21 protein-coding genes are annotated in these 21,172 nt (G+C 64.6%); 10 read left to right on the forward strand and 11 right to left on the reverse strand.

The window, feature by feature from the left end; genetic code table 11:
* From VIR09_RS13105 to VIR09_RS13125, 5 genes are all read left to right on the forward strand, one after another.
* Positions 1-1,470 (forward strand): DUF4118 domain-containing protein (locus VIR09_RS13105; RefSeq protein ID WP_332013258.1); only part of this gene is annotated, 1,470 nt, incomplete at its 5' end.
* Positions 1,471-1,482: 12 nt separating this feature from the next.
* Positions 1,483-2,175 carry a two-component system response regulator KdpE gene (kdpE, locus tag VIR09_RS13110; protein ID WP_332013259.1) on the forward strand — a complete coding sequence of 231 codons (693 nt, stop codon included), beginning with the start codon at positions 1,483-1,485 and terminating at the stop codon, positions 2,173-2,175.
* A 117-nt stretch (positions 2,176-2,292) separates the two neighbouring features.
* The gene (locus tag VIR09_RS13115; RefSeq protein ID WP_332013260.1) at positions 2,293-3,069 is read left to right on the forward strand and encodes a TorF family putative porin; all 777 of its coding nucleotides are present in this window, start codon (positions 2,293-2,295) and stop codon (positions 3,067-3,069) included.
* Positions 3,070-3,214: 145 nt separating this feature from the next.
* Positions 3,215-3,538: a hypothetical protein gene (locus VIR09_RS13120; RefSeq protein ID WP_332013261.1), complete on the forward strand. Its 324-nt coding sequence runs from the start codon at positions 3,215-3,217 to the stop codon at positions 3,536-3,538.
* A gap of 3 nt (positions 3,539-3,541) precedes the next feature.
* Positions 3,542-4,441 (forward strand): 4-hydroxy-tetrahydrodipicolinate synthase, encoded by a 900-nt coding sequence (locus VIR09_RS13125; protein WP_332013262.1) that lies wholly within the window; start codon positions 3,542-3,544, stop codon positions 4,439-4,441.
* On the opposite strand, the gene VIR09_RS13130 is transcribed toward VIR09_RS13125, so the two are convergent.
* Together VIR09_RS13130 and icd are read right to left on the reverse strand one after the other, a co-directional pair.
* Positions 4,419-5,960, reverse strand: a complete 1,542-nt coding sequence (locus tag VIR09_RS13130) for a methyl-accepting chemotaxis protein (RefSeq protein WP_332013263.1) — start codon at positions 5,958-5,960, stop codon at positions 4,419-4,421. The two genes, VIR09_RS13125 and VIR09_RS13130, sit on opposite strands and share 23 nt — an antisense overlap.
* A 210-nt stretch (positions 5,961-6,170) precedes the next feature.
* The gene (gene icd, locus VIR09_RS13135; protein ID WP_332013264.1) at positions 6,171-7,427 is read right to left on the reverse strand and encodes an NADP-dependent isocitrate dehydrogenase; all 1,257 of its coding nucleotides are present in this window, start codon (positions 7,425-7,427) and stop codon (positions 6,171-6,173) included.
* A 202-nt stretch (positions 7,428-7,629) separates the two neighbouring features.
* Here icd and VIR09_RS13140 point away from each other — a divergent pair, with 202 nt between their 5' ends.
* Positions 7,630-8,055: a DUF1841 family protein gene (locus tag VIR09_RS13140; protein WP_332013265.1), complete on the forward strand. Its 426-nt coding sequence runs from the start codon at positions 7,630-7,632 to the stop codon at positions 8,053-8,055.
* 73 nt (positions 8,056-8,128) lie between these two features.
* Here the strand turns inward: VIR09_RS13140 and VIR09_RS13145 are convergent, their stop codons facing one another.
* Both VIR09_RS13145 and VIR09_RS13150 read right to left on the reverse strand, forming a co-directional pair.
* On the reverse strand, positions 8,129-8,491 hold the full coding sequence (locus VIR09_RS13145; protein ID WP_175205103.1) for a c-type cytochrome: 363 nt from the start codon (positions 8,489-8,491) through the stop codon (positions 8,129-8,131).
* A gap of 12 nt (positions 8,492-8,503) precedes the next feature.
* Positions 8,504-8,857, reverse strand: a complete 354-nt coding sequence (locus VIR09_RS13150; RefSeq protein ID WP_207470531.1) for a c-type cytochrome — start codon at positions 8,855-8,857, stop codon at positions 8,504-8,506.
* 175 nt (positions 8,858-9,032) lie between these two features.
* On the opposite strand from VIR09_RS13150, the gene VIR09_RS13155 reads away from it, so the two are divergent.
* Positions 9,033-9,914, forward strand: a complete 882-nt coding sequence (locus VIR09_RS13155) for a MoxR family ATPase (RefSeq protein WP_332013266.1) — start codon at positions 9,033-9,035, stop codon at positions 9,912-9,914.
* Between the two features lie 28 nt (positions 9,915-9,942).
* On the forward strand, positions 9,943-11,115 hold the full coding sequence (locus VIR09_RS13160) for a VWA domain-containing protein (protein WP_332013267.1): 1,173 nt from the start codon (positions 9,943-9,945) through the stop codon (positions 11,113-11,115).
* Between the two features lie 20 nt (positions 11,116-11,135).
* Here VIR09_RS13160 and VIR09_RS13165 read toward each other — a convergent pair whose 3' ends face one another.
* From VIR09_RS13165 to VIR09_RS13175, 3 genes are all read right to left on the reverse strand, one after another.
* On the reverse strand, positions 11,136-11,693 hold the full coding sequence (locus VIR09_RS13165; protein ID WP_332013268.1) for an N-acetyltransferase family protein: 558 nt from the start codon (positions 11,691-11,693) through the stop codon (positions 11,136-11,138).
* 115 nt (positions 11,694-11,808) lie between these two features.
* Positions 11,809-12,183, reverse strand: a complete 375-nt coding sequence (locus VIR09_RS13170; protein ID WP_332013269.1) for a hypothetical protein — start codon at positions 12,181-12,183, stop codon at positions 11,809-11,811.
* Positions 12,184-12,432: 249 nt separating this feature from the next.
* Positions 12,433-13,032, reverse strand: coding sequence for a GNAT family N-acetyltransferase (locus VIR09_RS13175; RefSeq protein ID WP_332013270.1), 600 nt, complete (start codon positions 13,030-13,032; stop codon positions 12,433-12,435).
* A 123-nt stretch (positions 13,033-13,155) separates the two neighbouring features.
* On the opposite strand from VIR09_RS13175, the gene VIR09_RS13180 reads away from it, so the two are divergent.
* Both VIR09_RS13180 and VIR09_RS13185 read left to right on the forward strand, forming a co-directional pair.
* Complete coding sequence (locus VIR09_RS13180) at positions 13,156-15,912, forward strand: pitrilysin family protein (protein ID WP_332013271.1); 2,757 nt, start codon at positions 13,156-13,158, stop codon at positions 15,910-15,912.
* Between the two features lie 286 nt (positions 15,913-16,198).
* The gene (locus VIR09_RS13185) at positions 16,199-16,588 is read left to right on the forward strand and encodes a DUF4148 domain-containing protein (protein ID WP_332013272.1); all 390 of its coding nucleotides are present in this window, start codon (positions 16,199-16,201) and stop codon (positions 16,586-16,588) included.
* 327 nt (positions 16,589-16,915) lie between these two features.
* Here VIR09_RS13185 and dnaJ read toward each other — a convergent pair whose 3' ends face one another.
* The 4 genes from dnaJ to grpE all read right to left on the reverse strand — a co-directional run bounded on the left by dnaJ (position 16,916) and on the right by grpE (position 21,138).
* Positions 16,916-18,046, reverse strand: a complete 1,131-nt coding sequence (gene dnaJ, locus VIR09_RS13190; RefSeq protein ID WP_332013273.1) for a molecular chaperone DnaJ — start codon at positions 18,044-18,046, stop codon at positions 16,916-16,918.
* 109 nt (positions 18,047-18,155) lie between these two features.
* Positions 18,156-20,081, reverse strand: a complete 1,926-nt coding sequence (dnaK, locus tag VIR09_RS13195; protein WP_332013274.1) for a molecular chaperone DnaK — start codon at positions 20,079-20,081, stop codon at positions 18,156-18,158.
* Between the two features lie 80 nt (positions 20,082-20,161).
* Positions 20,162-20,566, reverse strand: coding sequence for a thioredoxin family protein (locus VIR09_RS13200; RefSeq protein ID WP_332013275.1), 405 nt, complete (start codon positions 20,564-20,566; stop codon positions 20,162-20,164).
* Positions 20,567-20,580: 14 nt separating this feature from the next.
* Entirely contained in the window at positions 20,581-21,138 is a 558-nt protein-coding gene (gene grpE, locus VIR09_RS13205) for a nucleotide exchange factor GrpE (RefSeq protein ID WP_332013276.1), read from the reverse strand.
* Between the last annotated feature and the right edge of the window lie 34 nt (positions 21,139-21,172).

The following is a 21,172-nucleotide window of genomic DNA, read 5'->3' on the forward strand; positions in this document are numbered from 1 at the left end:
TACTGCGCCGCCGCCACGGCGCTGTCCGCGCTGGCCTTCCCGGCCCTGCACCAGACCAATATCGTCATGCTGTTCCTGCTGGCGGTGGTGGCCGTGGCGCTGCGCCACGGCCGCGGGCCGGCGGCGCTGGCCTCGGTCATCAGCGTCGGGCTATTCGATTTCTTCTTCGTGCAGCCGCTGGCGTCCTTCGCCGTGTCGGACGTGCAGTACCTGCTGACCTTCGGCGTGCTGCTGTCCGTGGGCCTGCTGATCGGCCAGCTCACCGCCGGCCTGCGGCTGCAGGCGCAAGCCTCGGTCAAGCGCGAAGCCGATGCGCGCAGCCTCTACGAATTCGCGCGCGAACTGTCGTCCGCCCTGCTGCCTGAGCAGATCGTCACCCTGGCCGGCGCCTTTGTGCATGCCACCTTCGGCTCGCGCTGCGCGCTCTATATCCTGGGGCTGGACGACAGGCTGAAGCTGGCCTCGCCCGCCGCCGACGACATGCCGCCGCTGGAGTCGGCGCTGGCGCAATGGGTCTACGACCACGGACAGCCCGCGGGCGCGGGCACCGCCACCCTGTCCAACAGCGACTTGCTCTACCTGCCGCTGAAGGCGCCGATGCGCACGCGCGGCGTGCTGGCCTTGGCCGCCCCGCGCCGCAGCCTGTTCCTGAATCCCGACTCGCGCCGCCAGATCGAGGCCTACGCCACCTTGATCGCCATCGCGCTGGAGCGCCTGCACTACGTGGAAGTGGCGCAGCAGGCGCTGGTCAGCATGGAATCCGAGAAACTGCGCAACTCATTGCTGGCGGCCGTATCGCACGATCTGCGCACCCCGCTGACCAGCCTGGTCGGCATGACGGACACGCTGATGCGGGAGCAGGCGGCATTGCCGCCCGGCATCCACGACACCATCCGCGCCATGCGCGACCAGGCCCAACGCATGCACGCGCTGGTCGTCAACCTGCTGGACATGGCGCGGCTGCAGAACCGCGACACGCCGCTGCGCCTGGAGTGGCAATCGATCGAAGAGCTGGTCGGCGCCTCGCTTGCCGCCATGCGCGAACCGCTGGCCGCGCACCGCGTCGCCGTGGACAGCCTGTCGCAACTGCCGCTGGTGGAGTGCGACGGCGTGTTGATCGAACGGGTGCTGTGCAATCTGCTGGAGAACGCGGCCAAGTACACGCCTGCCGGCAGTACCCTGCGCGTACATGCGGACGTGCACGAAGGCGAACTGCGCGTGGCCGTCAGCGACAACGGGCCGGGCGTGCCACCGGGCGCGGAACGCCGCATCTTCGAAAAATTCACGCGCGGCGACCGCGAGTCCGCCACACCGGGCGTCGGCCTGGGGCTTGCGGTCTGCGAAGCCATCATCGCCGCCCACCATGGGAAAATCTGGGTCGAACATACGCCGGGCCAGGAGTCCGGCGCGCAGTTCGTCTTCACCCTGCCCCTGGGCACGCCGCCCCCGATCCAATCCGAAACTCCTTGAACGCCGCCACGCATGTTCGACTACCAGCCCACCGTCCTCATCATTGAAGACGACGCCAACATCCGGCGCTTCGTACGCCAGGCCCTGGAAAGCGAGGGCTGCGTCGTGCACGAAGCCGATACCGTCAAGCGCGGCCTGATCGAGGCCGGCACCCGGCAGCCCGACGCGGTGGTGCTGGACCTGGGGCTGCCGGACGAGGACGGCATGACCTTGATCCGCGAACTGCGCGGCTGGACCGAAGTACCGGTGCTGGTGCTGTCCGCGCGCAGCGCCGAGGCCGACAAGGTCGCCGCGCTGGACGCCGGGGCGGATGACTACCTGACCAAGCCCTTCGGCGTCAGCGAACTGCTGGCGCGCCTGCGCGTGCTGCTGCGGCGGCACGCCAGGGGCGGCGCCGGCAACGCATCCGAAATCAGCTTCGGCGACGTCCGCGTGGACTTCGCCAAGCGCGTGGTCGAACGCGGCGGCCAGCACGTGCACCTGACCGCCATGGAATACCGGCTGCTGGCGGCGCTGCTGGCGCATCGCGGCAAGGTCATGACGCACCGCGAATTGCTGCGCGAAGTGTGGGGGCCGTCGCACGTCGAGAGCAACCACTACCTGCGGATCTACATGGGCCATCTGCGTCAGAAGCTGGAAACCGACCCGGCCCAGCCCGTCTACCTGCTGACCGAGATCGGCGTGGGCTACCGATTCGCGGGCTGAGGCGCGCGCCGCAGACGCGTATTGACGCCGCGTTTACGCGCAGCCCGCAAGTCTTGTCTCGGGCTTTATGCCGTTCCTCCTATTGTTGCGATCCCATCCAACACCAGGAGCCTCCCCATGCCCCGCCACACCCTGGCCGCGTTCGCGCTGCTGACCCTGTCCGCCGCTCAAGCCGGCCACGCGCTGGCCGCCGACGCGCCCACGGACGCAGCGCCGGCCGCTTCCGATTTCACGCTGACAGCCAATCTCACGTTGGCCAGCCAGTACCGCTATCGCGGCCTGATGCAAAGCAATAACAAACCGGCCATCCAGGGCGGGTTCGACCTGGTCCACGCCAGCGGCTTCTACCTGGGCAACTGGAACTCCAGCATCAGCTGGCTCAACGACAGCAACAGCGAGGTCTCCGCCCCCGTCGAAATGGACTTCTATGGCGGCTACAAGGGCAATCTTGCGCAGGACGTTCCCGTCGACCTGGGCATCCTGCAGTACTACTATCCCGGCGACTATCCGTCGGGCTACACCAGCCCCGACACCACCGAGCTGTACGCCGGCATCGGCTATGGACCGCTGATGTTCAAGTACTCCATCGCGATGACCAATCTGTTCGGTTTCGCGGACAGCAAGCACAGCCAGTATTTCGACCTGTCCGGCAACTTCGACACGGGCGTGTGGGGCCTGACGCTCAATGCGCACGTCGGCCGGCAACTGGTGCGCAACGTCGACAACGCCGACTACACGGACTGGAAACTGGGCCTGACGAAGGACTTCGGCCAAGGCCTGTCGGTATCGCTGGCCTATCTGGACACCAACGCCGACCGTGCCGTCTACACCAATACGCGCGGCCGCGACATGGGCCGGGCGACGGGCCTGCTGTCACTGACCAAGACCTTCTGACCGCAACCGGACGTTGACGCGTTTTTTACGCGCCGCGTCCGCTTTTATCGGCAGGATTTATGGCGCGCTTCCTATAGTGGAAGCGTCATCAACCAACCGGATCCCCGGAACGCCGCAAGCGACGTCTCCGCCCCGCTCTCCCGCCATGATCCCCCGCCTGCAAACCCGTCCTTCCCCCATGCCCGGCATCCTGCCCGCGCAACGCGCGCGACTCCGTGCCGACCTGGTCGCGCTGACCATCAGGATTGATACGCTGGACGCGCTGAACGTGCGGCTGGCGCTGCACCGCACGCTGGGTGATCGCATTGGCGTTTACGTGCTGTCGGTGGATCACGCCCACGCGCAAAGCGTGCTGCAGCTGCAATGCGAACGCGGACAGCTGGATGTCTTGATGCACGCGGTGATGTCCGGCCTGCCCCGCGCCGAGTTCGGCGCCGTGCGTCCGGCCCAGGCAATGACGGTGCAATAAGCCATGGACATGCCACGCAAGACCGCATTCGAGGGCCTCTGGCTGCCCATGGTCACGCCGCTGCGCGGCGGCTATGTGGACCTGGACGCCGCCCAGGCGCTGGCGCGCTACTACCGCAACGCGGGCATCGCCGGCCTGGTGCTGTTCGGTTCCACCGGCGAAGGCAATCTGCTCAGCATGCCGGAGAAGATCGACATGATAGAAGCCATATCGAGCGACCCGCACGCGCTGCCGCTGGTGTTCGGCGCAGGCGGCGTCGACACGCGCGGCGTGGCGGCCGCGATCCGCCGCCTGGACAAGTACCAGCCCGCCGGGTATCTGGTGCCGCCGCCCTACTACCTGGGCCCGTCGCAGGCCGGCATTCTGTGGCATTACCGCCAGATCGCCTGGGCCACGGAACGGCCCATCATCCTGTACAACATCCCCAAGCGCGCCGGCGTGACAATGACGGTCGAAACCATGGAGGCGCTGGCCGCGCTGCCCAACTTCAGCGCCGTCAAGGAATGCAACCCGTCGGTGCTGGCGGCGCTGAACAAGCGCCGCGCGCTGGCCCCGCTATGCGGCGAGGATCTGGCGCTGCTGGACCACTTCCTGGCCGGAGGTTGCGGCGCCATCCCGGCCGCCGCGCACATCTACCCCGAGCGCTATGTCGAGGTCATGCAGCTGGCCCGTGACGGCCACGCAGAGGCCGCGCGCGAACTGTTCGAGCCGCTGCGCGGCCTGATACGCCTGCTGTTTGCCGAACCCAACCCCGCGCCCATCAAGCGCGCCCTGGCCATGCAGGGGCTGATTGCCGACGAACTGCGCATGCCCATGACCAGCGCCAGCCGCGAACTGGGACAGCGCCTGCAGCGAGCCATGAGCGTGGTGCAGGGCTCGCCTAGCCGGCTGCAGACAGCCTGAAGACGGACACCGCGTTGGCCAGTTCGCCCGCCTGATCGCGCAGGGCGGCGGCCGACGCGGCGAACTCCTCGACCAGCGCTGCATTCTGCTGCGTCACGCCATCCAGATGCGTCACGGCCTGGTTGATCTGTTCGATGCCCACGCTCTGCTCGGCCGACGCGGTGGCAATCTCGCCCATCAGCGGCGCGCTGGTGGCGGCCGACTCCAGCACGCTGGCCATGGTCGCGCTGGCCTGCTCGACGCGCTGGCTGCCGCGCGCCACCGAGCCTGCCGACGCTTCGATCAGCGTCTTGATTTCCTTGGCGGCGGTAGCCGAGCGCTGAGCCAGCGCGCGCACCTCGCCGGCCACCACCGCGAAGCCCCGGCCCTGCTCTCCAGCCCTTGCCGCTTCCACGGCGGCGTTCAGCGCCAGGATATTGGTCTGGAACGCGATCTCGTCGATCAGCCGGATGATCTCGTCGATGCGCTGCGAGCTCTGCGAGATCTCGCGCATGGCGTCGATGGCGTGCTGGGTCTCGTCGCTGCCCTGGCGCGCCAGTTGCGCCGCCCCGCCGGCCAGCGAGCTGACCTCGCGCACGTGCTCCGCACTTTGCTGCGCGGTCGCGGTGATCTGCTCCACGCTGGCGGCCGTCTGCTCCAGAGCGGCGGCCTGTTTCTCGGTGCGGTCCGACAGGTCCATGCTGCCCGCCGCGATCTGCCGCGAGGCTGCGGCAATGGAGGCGGTGGAATGCACGATGCTGCGCACCGCCGCGCCCAGGCGTTCCTGCATCCGCGCCAAGGCGTCGAACAGGCGGCCGATCTCGCCGCGCTGATTGCGCGGCACGCTGCCGGACAGATCGCCATTTGCCACGCGTTCGCATACCGCCACCGCCTGGTCCAACGGCCCGAGCACGTGCGTGCGGAAGAAACGCAACGCCGCCGCCAGCAGCAGGACCAGGAGGCCAAGCGTCACCCCGCCCTGCCGCCACAAGGTGGCGTAGAACGCCTGGTCGACGTCGTCGACGTACAGGCCCGTGAACAGCAGCCAACCCCATTCGGCATCGTAGGCGGCGTAGCTGATCTTGGGCAGCGCCTGCTCCGTTCCGGGCCGCGGAAACAGGTAGCGCGCATAGCCGCCGCCGGCCTTGCCCTGGGCATAGAGATGCTCGAAGATCGGCTGGCCCTCGCTGTCCTTGACCGACCTCACATTGGTGCCTACCAGCTTGGGATCGGGGTGCACCAGCAGGTCGTAACCGTCGCTGAAGGCGCCGACGTAGCCGTCCTGGCCATAGCGCAACTGCGCCAGCCGGCGTGCCACGTTGCGCTTGGCCTCATCCAGAGGCATGCCCTCGCGCACGCTCTGTTTGCCGTTGCGCACGATGCCGGCGGCCAAGTCCAGGACGTGACGCAGCTCGGTCTTGCGCTCGGCTACCATCTCGCCGCGGCGCTCCCAGGCATCCCAGGCGCCCAAGGTCAGCACAACGACGCCGATCGCGAACACAAACCACAGCAGCTCCCTGCGCAAGCTGGAATTTTTCATAGTCCCTCTTATCCAATTTCATTCGTCCTTGAAACCAATCAAGGCAGAATGTGACGATTTATATATGCGTATCGTCAGAATAAGGGACAGCACCAGGGCTTTTACCAAGTCCGCAAGGCGAACTTGATCTAGCGCAAGACCCATAAAAAAAACGCAAGGCGCGCTTGCCTTGCGTTTTTTCATGGCCGCGGCTTTGGGCCGCCCAAGTCATTACATGTTTTCGATCATCACCTGACCAAAACCCGAGCACGACACCTGGGTCGCGCCTTCCAGCAAACGGGCGAAGTCGTACGTGACCTTCTTGGACAGAATGGATTTCTCCATGCTGGAGATGATCAGGTCGGCGGCTTCGGTCCAGCCCATGTGGCGCAGCATCATTTCGGCCGACAGGATTTCGGAACCGGGGTTCACGTAGTCCTTGCCGGCGTACTTCGGCGCGGTGCCGTGGGTGGCTTCGAACATGGCGACCGAGTCGGACAGGTTGGCGCCCGGGGCGATGCCGATGCCGCCCACTTGCGCGGCCAGCGCGTCCGAGATGTAGTCACCGTTCAGGTTCAGGGTGGCGATCACGTCGTACTCGGCCGGACGCAGCAGGATCTGCTGCAGGAAAGCGTCGGCGATCACGTCCTTGACGATGATCTCGCGGCCCGTCTTCGGGTTCTTGAACTTGCACCACGGGCCGCCGTCGATCAGCGTGGCGCCAAATTCCTTTTGCAGCAGCGCATAGCCCCAGTCGCGGAAGCCGCCTTCCGTGAACTTCATGATGTTGCCCTTGTGCACCAGGGTCAGCGACGTGCGGTCATTGTCGATGACGTACTGCGCGGCCTTGCGCACCAGGCGCTCGGTGCCTTCGCGCGACACCGGCTTGATGCCGATGGACGAGGTGTTCGGGAAACGGATCTTCTTCACGCCGAGCTTGGTCTGCAGGAACTGGATCAGTTCCTTGGCCTGCTCGCTTTCGGCCATGTATTCGATGCCGGCGTAGATGTCTTCCGAGTTCTCGCGGAAGATCACCATATTGGTCTTTTCGGGTTCGCGCACCGGCGAGGGCACGCCCTTGAAGTACGCCACCGGGCGCAGGCAGACGTACAGGTCCAGCTGCTGGCGCAGGGCCACGTTCAGCGAACGGATGCCGCCGCCGACCGGCGTGGTCAGCGGTCCTTTGATCGACACCACATAATCCTTGACGACTTCCAGGGTCTCGTCGGGCAGCCACACGTCCGGACCGTAGACCTTGGTGGCCTTCTCGCCGGCATAGACTTCCATCCAGTGGATCTTGCGCTTGCCGCCATAAGCCTTCTGCACCGCCGCGTCGACGACCTTGATCATCACCGGGGTGATGTCAGCGCCCGTGCCGTCGCCTTCGATGTAGGGGACGATGGGCTGATCGGGCACATTCAGCGAGAAATCAGCATTGACCGTGATCTTCTGGCCGCCAGCGGGAACCTTGATATGTTGGTAGGACATGAATGCTCCATTTGCTCCGAGTGGTTTTTCTGCACGCGCCGGCATCGAGAAGTGTCCGTTCCGGCGGGGAAGATCGCCCACGGGAACCGCGCACTGGATGGCCGATAGCAACCAATTCTATATCGCAAAAAGGCCGGCGGGCCTGACGGGCCGCGCGCGGCGGTAAAATAATGCATCACCAGCCCGCTTTCCGTCCTCTCAGATGTTCAATCCCTCCCGCGACCAAGTCCGCGAATTCTTTATCGAAACCTGGCGCAAACACCGCGCTTCCGAGGTGCTGACGCCGCTCGAGGCCATCGCGCTGGACTGGATCATCGAACATCCCGAATACCACGGCGACCTGGAAAACCCCGAGGCCATGACAGCCGAATACGCAGTGGAAAAGGGTCGAACCAATCCCTTTCTGCACCTTTCCATGCATCTGGCCATCGCCGAGCAGTTGTCCATCGACCATCCGCCCGGGATCCGAAGCGCATACCAGCAACTGGTGGCGCGCAGTGACGCCCACCACGCGGCGCATGAAATCATGGAATGCCTGGGTCAGGTGGTCTGGGAAGCGCAGCGCCTGGGCACTCCGCTGGACAGCGACACCTACATCGATCTGATCCGCCAGCGCGCCAGCCGCTGAGCGCGGCGTCCGCCCAAAGAAGAAAAGCCCTCGGATCGAGGGCTTTCCTGTTTTCAGGACCTGCCAGGACGGCTTACTTGCGCACGCCCAAGTCGCTCGGCTGCGCCGACAGCCACGCAGCCACGTTGGAGATGTCCTGGTCGGACAGCTGGGTCGCGAAGGCGCCCATGATGGGGTTCTTGCGCACGTTGGCCGTGGCCGCACTGCCCGAGGCGCCCCGCTTGTAGGCCTTCAGCGCATGGACCAGGTAGTCCGCGTGCTGCCCGGCCAGGGTCGGATAGGCCGGATCCACAGCGGTCTTGGCGTCCGCGCCATGGCAGGAAGCGCAATTGAATTTATCGAAGACGGCCTTGCCGGCAGTCAGGTCCTGCGCCTGGGCGGCTACGCCCGTCACGGCCAGGGTCGCGCCCGCAAGGGCAAGCATGTAGCGATTCATGTGTTTGCCCCCTTACTTGAGATTCGAGTAGTACGCGGCCAGGTCGGCGATGTCCTGGTCGGACAGGCTGCCGGCGATGGCGTCCATCGTGGGATGGCTGCGCGCGCCTTTCTTGTACTCGTTGAGGGCGGTTTCGATGTACTTGGCATTCTGCCCAGCGATCATCGGCACGTGGTACAGCTCGGGAAACGTCGCCTTGTAGCCTTCGATGCCGTGGCAACCGATGCACATGGAAACCTTGTCGCGGGCATTCTGGACATTACCGACCACTGCTGCGTCTGCAGCAACAGACTGGCCGGCGATCGCACAGGATGCCAACGCGGCCAACACGGATACCGTGCACTTCAGAGAGGTTCGCAACTTCATTGGAATGACTCTTCTTGGTATGGCTAAGGACTAGGGCCTGCTCACACGAAAAGGCCCTCGGCAAACACGTTGCGGGTCGAACCCAAAGCAAAACCGCCTGATTGTACGATAATTGCTCAGGATTAATACCTTACGATGGTATTGATCACCATCAAATCTCAGAAGCCATCAGACCATGTCCGCAGCCCAGTCCGCTACTTCCGCCTCGCCAGACCGCTTCGACGGGACCGACAACTATGTCGCAACCGATGACCTGAAACTCGCGGTCAACGCCGCCCTCACCTTGCAGCGCCCGCTCCTGATCAAGGGCGAACCCGGCACCGGCAAGACCATGCTCGCGGAGGAAGTGGCGCGCGCGCTGGGCCGGCCGCTGCTGCAATGGCACATCAAGTCCACCACCAAGGCCCACCAGGGCCTGTATGAGTACGACGCCGTGTCGCGCCTGCGCGACTCGCAGCTGGGCGACGAAAAAGTCCGCGACATCCGCAACTACATCGTGCAGGGCACGCTGTGGCAGGCCTTCCAGTCGCCGGAGCCGGTGGTGCTGCTGATCGACGAGATCGACAAGGCCGACATCGAATTCCCCAACGACCTGCTGCGCGAGCTGGACCGCATGGAATTCTACGTGTACGAAACGCGCGAGACCATCGCGGCGCGGCACCGTCCGCTGGTCATCATCACGTCCAACAACGAAAAAGACCTGCCGGACGCCTTCCTGCGCCGCTGCTTCTTCCACTACATCCGCTTCCCCGACCGCGAAACCATGCGCGACATCGTGGCGGTGCACTATCCGCACCTGAAGCAGGAAGTGCTGCGCGCCGCGCTGGACACGTTCTTCGCGCTGCGCGATGCGCCGGGCCTGAAGAAAAAGCCGTCCACCTCGGAACTGCTGGACTGGCTGCGCCTGCTGCTGGCCGAGGGCTCGACCGCCGCCGAAATCGACGCGCACACCGCCACCGCCGTGCCGCTGATGGCCGGCGCGCTGCTCAAGAACGAGCAGGACGTGCACTTGCTGGAACGCCTGGCGGCCATGACGCGCGGCGGCCAGCGCCGCTGAGCCACCACCAGCTACCGGCGGCCCGCAAATGCTGATCGATTTCTTCTACCACCTCCGGGCGCACAAGCTGCCCGTCTCGGTCAAGGAATACCTGACCCTGGTGGACGCCCTGCGCCAGGACCTCATGGCGCCCACGCTGGACGAGTTCTACTTCCTGGCGCGCGCCACGCTGGTCAAGGACGAGGCGCTCTACGACCGCTACGACAAGGCCTTCGGCGCCTACTACAAAGGCATCTCGGCCGCCCTGCCCGCGGGCAAGGAAATCCCGCTGGACTGGCTCATCAAGCAGTTCGAGAAAAGCCTGACTCCGGAAGAGAAGGCCGCGATCGAAAAGCACGGCTGGGACAAGCTGATGGAGCTCTTCAAGGAGCGCCTGGAAGAACAGAAGGAACGCCATGCCGGCGGCAGCAAATGGATCGGCACTGGCGGCACCTCGCCGTTCGGCAATGGCGGCTACCACCCCGAGGGCATCCGCGTGGGCGGCGACTCGGCCGGCAACCGCAGCGCGGTCAAGGTCTGGGACATGCGCCAGTTCAAGGACTACGACGACCAGGTCGAACTGGGCACGCGCAACTTCAAGGTGGCTCTGCGCCGCCTGCGGCGCTTCGCAAGGCAAGGCGCGGAAATGGAGCTGGACCTGGACGACACCATCGCCAGCACCGCGCGCAATGCCGGCCACCTGGACCTGCGCATGGTGCCGGAACGCCACAACACCGTGAAGGTGCTGATGCTGCTGGACGTGGGCGGCAGCATGGACGACCACATCGGGCGAGTCGAGGAACTGTTCTCGGCGGCGCGCAGCGAGTTCCGCAACCTGGAGGTCTACTACTTCCACAACTGCCCGTACGAAAGCCTGTGGCAAAGCAACCGCAGACGCCAGAACGAACGCTTCGACACCTGGGACGTGCTGCGCAAGTACAACCCGGACTGGCGCCTGATCATCGTCGGCGACGCCACCATGAGCCCCTACGAAATCCTGCAGCCGGGCGGTTCCGTCGAGCACTACAACAAGGAGCCCGGCGCCGAATGGATGCGCCGTTTGCTGGACGCGTGGCCCAAATCGGTCTGGCTCAACCCCGAGCCCACCGCGTCCTGGCAGTACCGCCAATCCATCGCGCTGATGCGCGACATCATGCAGGGCCGCATGTACCCCGTGACGGTCGCCGGCCTGGAACAGGCCATGCGCGTGCTATCGAAGTAGGACGGTCCGACGGCGAAGGTTCAGCCGTCGACAGGCTGCTCAGGCGTATCCAGCGTCAATTGATAGAACGCCAGGTCCAGCCAGCGCCCGAACTTGAAGCCGGCCTCGCGGATGGTGCCGGCATGCTTGAAGCCCAGCTTCTCGTGCAGGCGGATGCTGCCCTGGTTGCTCGCATCGATGCCGCCGACCAGCACGTGCACCTGATTGGCGCGCGCCCGCTGGATCAGCACCTGCATCAGCGCCTCGCCCAAGCCCCGTCCGCGGAAGCGCCCGTCTACATACACGGAATGCTCCACCGAGTACTTGAAGGCCGGCCAGGCGCGGAAGGTGCCATAGCTGGCGAAGGCCATCAGCTCGCCGGCGGCGTTCTCGTACCCCACCACCGGGAAACCGCCCTGCTGCTTGGCCTGGAACCATCCCTGCATCGCCTCGCGCGGACGCGGCTTGTAGTCGTACAGCGCGGTGGACGTGGCGATGGCCTCGTTGAATATGGCCAGTATCTGGTCGGCATGGCGGGCATGCGTGCAGTCGACCAGGGTTGCGCCATCCGGCGCGCGGGTTTCGGCGTGCGTAGTCATGGCGCAAATTGTAGCGAGCAGCACGGCCTTGCGGGCGTTCGGCCCGCGCTGCTTGCGGGCAAAAAAAACCGGCGGAGCCGCCGGTTCAGTTAGGTGTTGCCGCTTCTGGCCACTCTCAGGCGGCGCGGCTCTCCGCAGATCGGTTGGGGGGTTCGCGGCGCAGGCCAGGGCAACTGCGCCAGGCAAGCTCGTCCGCATCCATATCCAGATCGAACAGGTCGTTGGCAGCGGGCCAGGGATGGCTGCGCGCCGCCGCGCCTTCCATTTCCAGCACGTGCCCGGCAAAGCCCCGTGGCGAGCCGCCGCACTCCGCAAAATATCGTTGTGTGGTCAGGTCCACCACATAGGTGGTCATGTCATGGGTCAGTATGGCCACGAATTGGCCGTCATCACTGGCATAGGCGTACTGAAACTGTCCTTTGATCCCGTCGCCGCTCATGGAGCTGCCGGTCAATTGAGACAAGGCACGCGTGACGATCTCGGTCAGCATGGGTCGTTCCTCCGGTAAATGCGCCGGCAGGATGCCGGCGGCGAAGGCGCGAACGACAAGCACCGACGCCGTGCAAGAAGTGGCGTCTGGCGTTGGACGGGAAGCCTGTGAGCGGGCTGTCGCGCATCCCGTCTGCAACTGGTACTGCGTCCTGAAAAGCTTACACCCGCGGACCCGGAGACCTCAAATCAGCCCGGGGTTTCGTCATGTTGCATCGCAACATATTGAATTGGCGGCATTCTCAGCGGCTTATGCCGCTGCAACCGGCGCAGCGCCTGCGTCTGCGTCACCGTTTTCCCGCCCGTACCAGCCCCCGCGACCGATCCGGTACAACACGTGCCGACGCAGCGGATGCCCCTGTGGCACGGCGGGATGGTCGAAGCCATCCCGGTCCTCTTTCATGCCCAACCGGTCCATCACCGCGCGCGAGCGCAGGTTGCCCGTGGCCGTGAAGGCCACGATCTCGTCCAGCCCCACCTGCTCGAACCCCGCCCGCAAGGCCGCCTCGGCCGCCTCGCTGGCGTAGCCCTTGCCCCAATGCCGTTGCGCCAGGCGCCAGCCGATCTCCACGCCGGGCGCGAACGGCAGTGCGGGCGCCAGCGGCTTGATGCCGACAAAGCCGATGAAGGGCGCCACCTCCGGCGCCTCCACGGCCCAGAAGCCCCAGCCATGCTCGTCGATGCCTGCGGCCAATCTGTCGGCGAGCGCATCGCTCTCGTCCTGGGTCAGCGGCAGCAGGTATTCGGTGACGCGGGGATCCTGGTTCAGCGCCGCGAAAGGTTCACGGTCGGCGGCACGCCATTGGCGCAGCACCAGGCGCGGCGTTTCGACTTCCAGGGATAGGGACATAGCGGACTTCCTTGCATTGCGGTCCCGGGCCGTGCGCCGCGATAACGGCCGCCCCGCAGCCCCTGAACCATTGCCAACGTATACACTCCAACGGATTCTGCCATGCCAAAGGAATTTTCTGCCATGCGCTTGTCCCTGTCGAAGCTGCCGCGCCCGCTGAGCGTGCTGCTGTTTTCCTCCTTCCTGGCCTTCCAGGCCGGCGCCGCCAGCCTGCCGGCGGGCGTCTCGGAGGCCGCCTCGATTGAAGGCATCACCGAATACCGCCTGGCCAACGGCCTGAGAGTGCTGCTGGTTCCCGACGAATCCAAGCCGTCCACCACCGTCAACATGACCTACCTGGTGGGCTCGCGCAACGAGAACTACGGCCAGACGGGCATGGCGCATCTGCTGGAACACATGCTGTTCAAGGGCACCTCCACCACCCGCAATGCCATGGGCGAGTTCTCGCGCCGCGGCCTGCAGGCCAACGGCTCGACCTCCAGCGACCGCACCAATTATTTCGCCAGCTTCGCCGCCAACCCCGACACGCTCAAGTGGTACCTGGGCTGGCAGGCCGACGCCATGGTCAATTCCCTGATCGCCAAGGAAGACCTGGACTCGGAAATGACCGTGGTCCGCAACGAAATGGAAAGCGGCGAAAACAGCCCCTTCCGCATCCTGATGCAGAAGATGCAGTCGGCGGCCTTCCAGTGGCACAGCTACGGCAAGAACACCATCGGCGCCCGCTCCGACGTCGAGAACGTGGACATCGGCCAGTTGCGCGCCTTCTATCATGAGTATTACCAGCCCGATAACGCCGTGCTGATCGTGGCGGGCAAGTTCGACCCGCAGGCCACGCTGGCCGATATCGAGGAAACGCTGGGCAAGCTGCCCAAGCCCGAACGCAAGCTGCCGCCCGAGTACACCGTCGAACCCGCGCAGGACGGCGAACGCTCGGTGACGCTGCGCCGCGCTGGCGGCACGCCGCTGGTCGCGGCGATGTACCACATCCCGGCCGCCGGCAGCGCCGATTTCGTGCCGCTGGACCTGGCCGCCACCATCCTGGCAGATACGCCCTCGGGCCGTCTCTACCACGCCCTGGTCCCGACCAAGCTGGCCTCGGGCGTGTTCGGCTTCACCATGGAAAACCTGGACCCGGGCCTGGCGATGTTCGCTGCCCAACTGACGCCGGGCAAGAGCCTGGACGCCGCCATGAAGGCGCTGACCGGCACGCTGGAATCCCTGAACAAGAAGCCATTCACCCAGCAGGAACTGGACCGCGCCCGCAGCAAGTGGCTGACGGCCTGGGAACAGACCTATAGCGACCCTGAACAGGTCGGCGTGGCGCTGTCCGAAGCCATCGCCGCTGGCGACTGGCGCCTGTTCTTCCTGCAGCGCGACCGCGCCCGCAAGGCCACGCTGGCCGAGGTGCAACGCGCCGCGACCACCTACCTGGTCCAGAGCAACAGCATCGAAGGCCGCTACATCCCCACCGAGAAGCCCGTGCGCGCACCGCAAGAACAACGCGTGGACTTGACGGCCGTCTTCAAGGACTACAAGGGCGATCCGGACTTCAAGGCGGCCTCGGCCTTCGATCCCACTCCCGAGAACATCGACAAGCTGACGCAGCGCAAGAAGCTGGACCTGCCCAACGGCACCGTGCAATTGGCGCTCTTGCCCAAGGCCACCCGCGGCAACCGGGTGCAGGCACAAATGCTCATCCAGTTCGGCAATGAAAAAGACCTGCTCGGCCAACGCGTGAACTCCAGTGCCGTCGCCGACCTGTTGACCCGCGGCACGGCCAAGCTGTCGCGCCAGGACATCCAGGACCGCCTCGATAAGCTGCAGGCGGAACTGGGCTTCAGCGGCGGCGGCACCACGCTCAAGATCGCCATGTCGACCAAGGCCGAAAACCTGCCCGAACTCACCGCCCTGGCGCTGGACATCGTGCGCAACGCCAATTTCCCCAAGGAACAGCTCGAGGAATACCAGCGCCAGCTCGAAACCTCGATCCAGAACGCCATGACCGAGCCCTCGGCGCTGGCCGGACGCGCCCTGGCACGCCAGGACAACCCGTGGCCTGCCAATGACCTGCGCTACGTGCCGACCTTCGAGGAATCGCTGGCCGGCGTGCGCGGGCTGAACCGCGACGCCCTGGTCAAGTTCCACTCCAAGTTCTACGGCGCCGGCAACATCGAGTACTCGGCGGTGGGCGATTTCGAACCTGCAGCCGTGGAAAACGCGCTCAAGACCGGACTGGCCGGCTGGAAGAAGGCGCCCGCCTACACCCGCGTGCCCAATCCGTACCGCGACATTCCCGCCAAGCAGTTCGACATCGAAACGCCCGACAAAGCCAATGCGTTCTACATCTCGCGCATGCCGCTGAAGCTGCAGGATACGGACCCTGACTACGCCGCGCTGTATCTGGCCAACTACCTGTTCGGTGCATCCGAAACCTCGCGCCTCTGGAACCGCGTGCGCGAAACCGAAGGCCTGTCGTACAACGTGCGCAGCTCGCTGTCGGTCTCGTCGTTCGAACCTTCCGCCAGCTGGACCATGTACGCCATCTACGCCCCGCAAAACCGCGAGCGCCTGGAAAAGGCGATCGGCGAGGAACTGGCACGCGTGCTGCAGGACGGTTTCTCGGACAAGGAGATCTCGGACGGCATCACGGCCTTGCTGAATTACCGCAACCTGGCCCGCGCCCAGGACGACATCCTGGCCGGCACCTGGCTGGATTACATGCAGCGCGGCCGCACTTTCGCCTGGTCGGCCGAGATGGACAAGAAGATCTCCGCGCTGACCGCCGAATCGGTCAATGCCGCCTTGCGCAAGAGTCTGCGCGCGGACGGCTTCAGCACGGCGGTTGCCGGCGACTTCAAGAAGAAACCGGCACCCTGAGCAACCCAGCCAACCTCGAAAGCCCCGCTACGGCGGGGCTTTTTTTCATTTCGCCGGTCTCGGCCAGCTCACCAAAATTCACTTGGCATCGCCTCGACTATGCCAAAAATGGGTGAAATCGAATTAGCAAACTGGATTACTCGATTATTTGGAAAGATGTTTTCAAGATATACGGGTTTATCCCAGGTGAGATAACGAGCAGAATTCAGTCATCGGGAACAAACAACGAACCACGACGGAGGGCCGCCGGATTCGGTCCCCACTAAGACGAATTGGAGGTCTAACCATGAAAACCCTAACCACCACCCTGCTGCTGTCCCTGGCCCTGGTTGGCGCTGGCGCCCAAGCCGCCGGCGTGGAACAAGCCAAGAGCAGCGCCCAGGTCGCCACCGAACTGCAGCAAGCCAAGATCAGCGGCCAGTACACCTTCGGCGAACTGGACTACCCGCCCGCCCTGCCCCAGACCACTGGCCTGAGCTCGCAAGAAGTGCAAGCCCAGCTGCAACAAGCCAAGATCAGCGGCCAATACACGTTTGGCGAACTGGAATACCCGGCGGCCGTGTCCGCCCCCGCCAGCGCCAAGACGCGCGCTGACGTCCAGCAGGAACTGGCGCAAGCCAAGGCCAGCGGCCAATACACGTTCGGCGAGCTCGAGTACCCGCCGATCACCCGGTGAGCTGCTTGCTGTGGCCCGGCCGGCCTCGGACGGCATCATGGTCTGAGGCCGGTTTTTACCGGCGACAGCAGCGGTCGATGTAGCAGTAGAAGTAGCTGTTGAAGTAGCTGTTGAAGTTGCAGTAGAAGTTGAAGTTGATGCAGCAGTTGCAGTAACCGCAGTAGCAATAGCAGTGATCGCAGTTGTAGTAGCAGCACCCGGACCGCGGCTCGCGCCGCGGTCTTTTCATTTGCGCACGTGGTCTTCCCGCAACGGCGCCTTTGCCTTATCTCAAGACGAAAAAAAGGCCGCGACAACGTCGCGGCCTTCTTGCTTGCATCAGGCGATTCAGCTGAAGAATTCCTTCACCCGGTCGGTCCAGGACTTGCTTTGCGGCGAATGGCGGTCGCCGCCATCGTTCAGCGAAGCCTCGAACTGGCGCAGGATGTTCTTCTGGTCGTCGCTCAGGCGCACCGGCGTTTCCACCACCACATGGCAGTAGAGATCGCCCGGATAGCTGCCGCGCACGCCGCGGATGCCCTTGCCGCGCAGGCGGAAGGTCTTGCCCGACTGCGTGCCTTCGGGGATCGAGATCTCGGCCTTGCCGCCCAGCGTCGGCACCTGGAGCTCGCCGCCCAACGCCGCCGACGTGAACGGGATGGTCAGCTCGCAGTGCAGGTCATCGCCGTCGCGCTGGAAGATCTTGTGCTGCTTGATGTGGATTTCCACATACAGGTCGCCCGGAGGGCCGCCGTTGATGCCCGGCTCGCCATTGCCGCTGGAGCGGATGCGCATGCCGTCGTCGATGCCGGCAGGAATCTTGACCTGCAGCGTCTTGTTGCGACGGATGCGGCCCACGCCGTCGCAGGCTGGGCACGGATCGGTGATTTCCTTGCCGTTGCCGTGGCAGGTCGGGCAGGTCTGCTGCACGCTGAAGAAACCCTGCTGCATGCGCACGGCGCCGGAGCCGCCGCAAGTGCGGCAGGTCTTGGGCGAGGTGCCGGCCTTGGCGCCGGAACCGTGGCAGGTGTCGCAGTGTTCCCAGCTGGGCACGCGGATCTCGGTGTCGAAACCGGCGGCGGCCTGCTCCAGCGTGATTTCCAGCGCGTACTTCAGGTCGGCGCCGCGGTAGACCTGCGGGCCGCCGCCACGGCGGCCACCACCGCCGCCGCCGCCGAAGATTTCGCCAAAGATATCGCCGAAGGCGTCGGCAAAACCGCCGCCCATGCCGCCACCCATGCCGGCGGAGTTGGGATCCACGCCGGCGTGGCCATAACGGTCGTATGCGGCGCGCTTCTGCTCATCGCCCAGGACCTCGTAGGCTTCCTTGGCTTCCTTGAACTTCTCTTCGGCCTCTTTGCTGTCCGGGTTGCGGTCCGGATGGTACTTCATGGCCAGCTTTCGATAGGCCTTCTTGAGGTCGTCGTCCGCGGCGTTCTTCGCTACGCCCAAGACTTCGTAATAGTCACGTTTTGCCATGATCCGTGGGCTCGAAAACGAGCCTTCTTTTCAGTGCTACAGAATGAGTACGCCCGGTAGGCGGATTTCTCCGGCTACCGGGCGGCAGAGGCAGGTCAGCGCCCGGCCATTATTGGTCGCGCTTGACTTCCTTGAAGTCGGCGTCGACGACATTGTCGTCCACCGGCTTCGCATTATCGGCCGCTTGCTGCTGGCCGGCGGCTTGCTGCGCCTGCATGTCGGCGTACATCTTTTCGCCCAGCTTCTGCGAAACCGTCGACAAGGCTTCCACCTTGGCGTCGATCGCGGCCTTGTCGCCGTCCTTCAGCGTGTCTTCCAGTTCCTTGATGGCGGCTTCGATGCCTTCCTTTTCGGAAGCCTCGAGCTTGTCGCCATACTCGGTCAGCGATTTGCGGGTGGCATGCACCAGCGCATCGGCCTGGTTGCGCGACTGGGCCAGTTCGGCGACGCGGTGATCTTCCTCGGCGTTGGCCTCGGCATCCTTGACCATGCGCTGGATCTCGTCTTCCGACAGACCCGAGTTGGCCTTGATGGTGATCTTGTTTTCCTTGCCGGTGCCCTTGTCCTTGGCCGACACGTGCAGGATGCCGTTGGCGTCGATGTCGAACGTGACTTCGATCTGCGGCATGCCGCGAGGCGACGGCGGAATCCCTTCGAGGTTGAACTCGCCCAGGGCCTTGTTGCCCGCGGCGATTTCGCGCTCGCCCTGGAACACCTTGATCGTCACGGCCGGCTGGTTGTCGTCAGCGGTCGAGAAGGTCTGCGAGAACCGGGTCGGGATGGTCGTGTTCTTCTGGATCATCTTGGTCATCACGCCGCCCAGGGTTTCGATGCCCAGGGACAGGGGGGTGACGTCCAGCAGCAGCACGTCCTTGCGGTCGCCCGACAGCACGGAACCTTGAATGGCGGCGCCAGCGGCGACGGCTTCATCGGGGTTCACGTCCTTGCGCGGATCCTTGCCGAAGAATTCCTTCACCTTTTCCTGGACCTTGGGCATGCGGGTCATGCCGCCGACCAGGATCACGTCGTCGATGTCGGAAACCTTCACGCCGGCGTCCTTGATGGCCACGCGGCAGGGTTCGATCGTGCGTTCGACCAGCTCTTCGACCAGCGCTTCCAGCTTGGCGCGGGTGATCTTCAGGTTCAGGTGCTTCGGACCGGAGGCGTCCGCCGTGATGTACGGCAGGTTGATTTCGGTCTGTTGCGTCGAGGACAGCTCGATCTTGGCCTTTTCGGCCGCTTCCTTCAGGCGTTGCAGGGCCAGCACGTCCTTGGACAGATCAACGCCTTGTTCCTTCTTGAACTCGGCAATGATGTAGTCGATGATGCGCTGGTCGAAGTCTTCGCCGCCCAAGAAGGTGTCGCCGTTGGTCGACAGCACTTCAAACTGCTTTTCGCCATCCACATCGGCGATTTCGATGATCGACACGTCAAACGTGCCGCCACCCAGGTCATACACGGCAATCTTGCGGTCGCCCTTTTCCTGCTTGTCCAGGCCGAAGGCCAGGGCCGCCGCGGTGGGTTCGTTGATGATGCGCTTGACTTCCAGGCCGGCGATGCGGCCGGCGTCCTTGGTGGCCTGGCGCTGGCTGTCGTTGAAGTAGGCGGGCACGGTGATGACGGCCTCGGTCACTTCTTCGCCCAGGTAGTCCTCGGCGGTCTTCTTCATCTTGCGCAGCACGTCGGCCGACACTTGGGGAGGCGCCATCTTCTTGCCGCGCACTTCCACCCAGGCGTCGCCGTTGTCGGCCTTGACGATGGCATAGGGCATCAGGTTGATGTCCTTCTGCACCGCCTTTTCCTCGAACTTGCGGCCGATCAGGCGCTTCACCGCGTACAGGGTGTTGCGCGGGTTGGTCACAGCCTGGCGCTTGGCCGGCGCGCCGACCAGGGTCTCGCCATCGTCCATGTAGGCGACGATGGAGGGGGTGGTGCGAGCGCCTTCCGCGTTTTCAATGATTTTGACCTGCCCGCCGTCCATGACAGCCACGCAGCTGTTGGTCGTGCCCAGGTCAATGCCAATAATCTTGCTCATGGTCGGTTACCTTGATTGAATCTATGAAAATAGGGAGAAACTTCTTGTCCCCACATAACTGGGGCTGCCCGCAGGGTTTTTCAAGACGCCTGGCCGGAATTTTCTACAGCCGCTTCCTGCAGGCGGTGCATGGCCGCGGTGAACTGCGGCAAGCCGGGCCAACCGGTGATACGGCCCAGCCGCTTCCCGGCGCGGTACAGCACAAAAGTGGGGACGCCGTGCAGGGAAAAGCGCCTTCCCAGCGCTTCGTCCGCGTAGACGTCGGCCTCGAACCAGGTCAGGCCCAGTCCCAGCAACGTATCCTGGTGCAGCAGGGCCGCCTGCTTGAAAAGATTGCAGTTGTAGCAATCCTGGCCCCACAGGAATACGCAGCGCAGATCCGTCCCCGGCGCCTGCACCACCGCCGCGTCGAATCCCTCGGTGTCGACATGGCGCATGCCGAACACCTGGAAAACCTGGGCGGGATCGAACCGGGGATCCGTCATGGCGCGCGGCCTGTTCAGCCCTGGCCGGCGGACACCACCACCAAGGCCGGGCGCAGGGTCCGGTCGGCGATGGCATAGCCCTTCTGCAGCAGTTGCACCACGGTATTGGCGGGCTGCTCGGCGGGAATGGACGAAATGGCCTGGTGTTGGTGCGGGTCGAACTTGTCGCCCTGCGCCGGCGCGATTTCCTTGAGCAGGTTGCGCTCGAAGCCGGCCGCCAATTGCTTGAGCGTCACTTCAACGCCCTCGCGCAGCGTTTCAACGGTTTGATCAGGCTGGGCCAGCGCCGCTTCCAGGCTGTCCTTGACCGGAACCAGGCTTTCGGCGAACGACTCGATGCCGAACTTGCGCGCCTTGGACACGTCTTCCTGGGCGCGGCGGCGCACGTTCTCGGCTTCGGCCCGGATGCGCAAAAGCTGATCCTGCTGGTCGTTGACGGTAGCCTGGGCGGCGTCCAGCTGGGCGCGCAACTCGTTCAGCTCGGCCTGCAGGGCGTCCTCGGCGGCGGAGGCCGCATCGGCGTTCTGGCCGACTTCGGGCGTCTGATCTACAGGCTCGTTGGGTGCCGTCATGGGGAATCCTCCAAAAAGTATGGCTTTCGCAGAC

It is taken from the genome of Achromobacter sp. (assembly GCF_036567245.1).
Classification (GTDB): domain Bacteria; phylum Pseudomonadota; class Gammaproteobacteria; order Burkholderiales; family Burkholderiaceae_B; genus Achromobacter.

Excerpts from the sequence above, each read along its gene's own strand:
- kdpE (WP_332013259.1), top strand. The coding sequence starts at position 1,483 with ATGTTCGACTACCAGCCCACCGTCCTCATCATTGAAGACGACGCCAAC.
- VIR09_RS13115 (WP_332013260.1), top strand. The coding sequence starts at position 2,293 with ATGCCCCGCCACACCCTGGCCGCGTTCGCGCTGCTGACCCTGTCCGCC.
- VIR09_RS13120 (WP_332013261.1), top strand. The coding sequence starts at position 3,215 with ATGATCCCCCGCCTGCAAACCCGTCCTTCCCCCATGCCCGGCATCCTG.
- VIR09_RS13125 (WP_332013262.1), top strand. The coding sequence starts at position 3,542 with ATGGACATGCCACGCAAGACCGCATTCGAGGGCCTCTGGCTGCCCATG.
- VIR09_RS13130 (WP_332013263.1), bottom strand. The coding sequence starts at position 5,960 with ATGAAAAATTCCAGCTTGCGCAGGGAGCTGCTGTGGTTTGTGTTCGCG.
- icd (WP_332013264.1), bottom strand. The coding sequence starts at position 7,427 with ATGTCCTACCAACATATCAAGGTTCCCGCTGGCGGCCAGAAGATCACG.
- VIR09_RS13140 (WP_332013265.1), top strand. The coding sequence starts at position 7,630 with ATGTTCAATCCCTCCCGCGACCAAGTCCGCGAATTCTTTATCGAAACC.
- VIR09_RS13145 (WP_175205103.1), bottom strand. The coding sequence starts at position 8,491 with ATGAATCGCTACATGCTTGCCCTTGCGGGCGCGACCCTGGCCGTGACG.
- VIR09_RS13150 (WP_207470531.1), bottom strand. The coding sequence starts at position 8,857 with ATGAAGTTGCGAACCTCTCTGAAGTGCACGGTATCCGTGTTGGCCGCG.
- VIR09_RS13155 (WP_332013266.1), top strand. The coding sequence starts at position 9,033 with ATGTCCGCAGCCCAGTCCGCTACTTCCGCCTCGCCAGACCGCTTCGAC.
- VIR09_RS13160 (WP_332013267.1), top strand. The coding sequence starts at position 9,943 with ATGCTGATCGATTTCTTCTACCACCTCCGGGCGCACAAGCTGCCCGTC.
- VIR09_RS13165 (WP_332013268.1), bottom strand. The coding sequence starts at position 11,693 with ATGACTACGCACGCCGAAACCCGCGCGCCGGATGGCGCAACCCTGGTC.
- VIR09_RS13170 (WP_332013269.1), bottom strand. The coding sequence starts at position 12,183 with ATGCTGACCGAGATCGTCACGCGTGCCTTGTCTCAATTGACCGGCAGC.
- VIR09_RS13175 (WP_332013270.1), bottom strand. The coding sequence starts at position 13,032 with ATGTCCCTATCCCTGGAAGTCGAAACGCCGCGCCTGGTGCTGCGCCAA.
- VIR09_RS13180 (WP_332013271.1), top strand. The coding sequence starts at position 13,156 with ATGCGCTTGTCCCTGTCGAAGCTGCCGCGCCCGCTGAGCGTGCTGCTG.
- VIR09_RS13185 (WP_332013272.1), top strand. The coding sequence starts at position 16,199 with ATGAAAACCCTAACCACCACCCTGCTGCTGTCCCTGGCCCTGGTTGGC.
- dnaJ (WP_332013273.1), bottom strand. The coding sequence starts at position 18,046 with ATGGCAAAACGTGACTATTACGAAGTCTTGGGCGTAGCGAAGAACGCC.
- dnaK (WP_332013274.1), bottom strand. The coding sequence starts at position 20,081 with ATGAGCAAGATTATTGGCATTGACCTGGGCACGACCAACAGCTGCGTG.
- VIR09_RS13200 (WP_332013275.1), bottom strand. The coding sequence starts at position 20,566 with ATGACGGATCCCCGGTTCGATCCCGCCCAGGTTTTCCAGGTGTTCGGC.
- grpE (WP_332013276.1), bottom strand. The coding sequence starts at position 21,138 with ATGACGGCACCCAACGAGCCTGTAGATCAGACGCCCGAAGTCGGCCAG.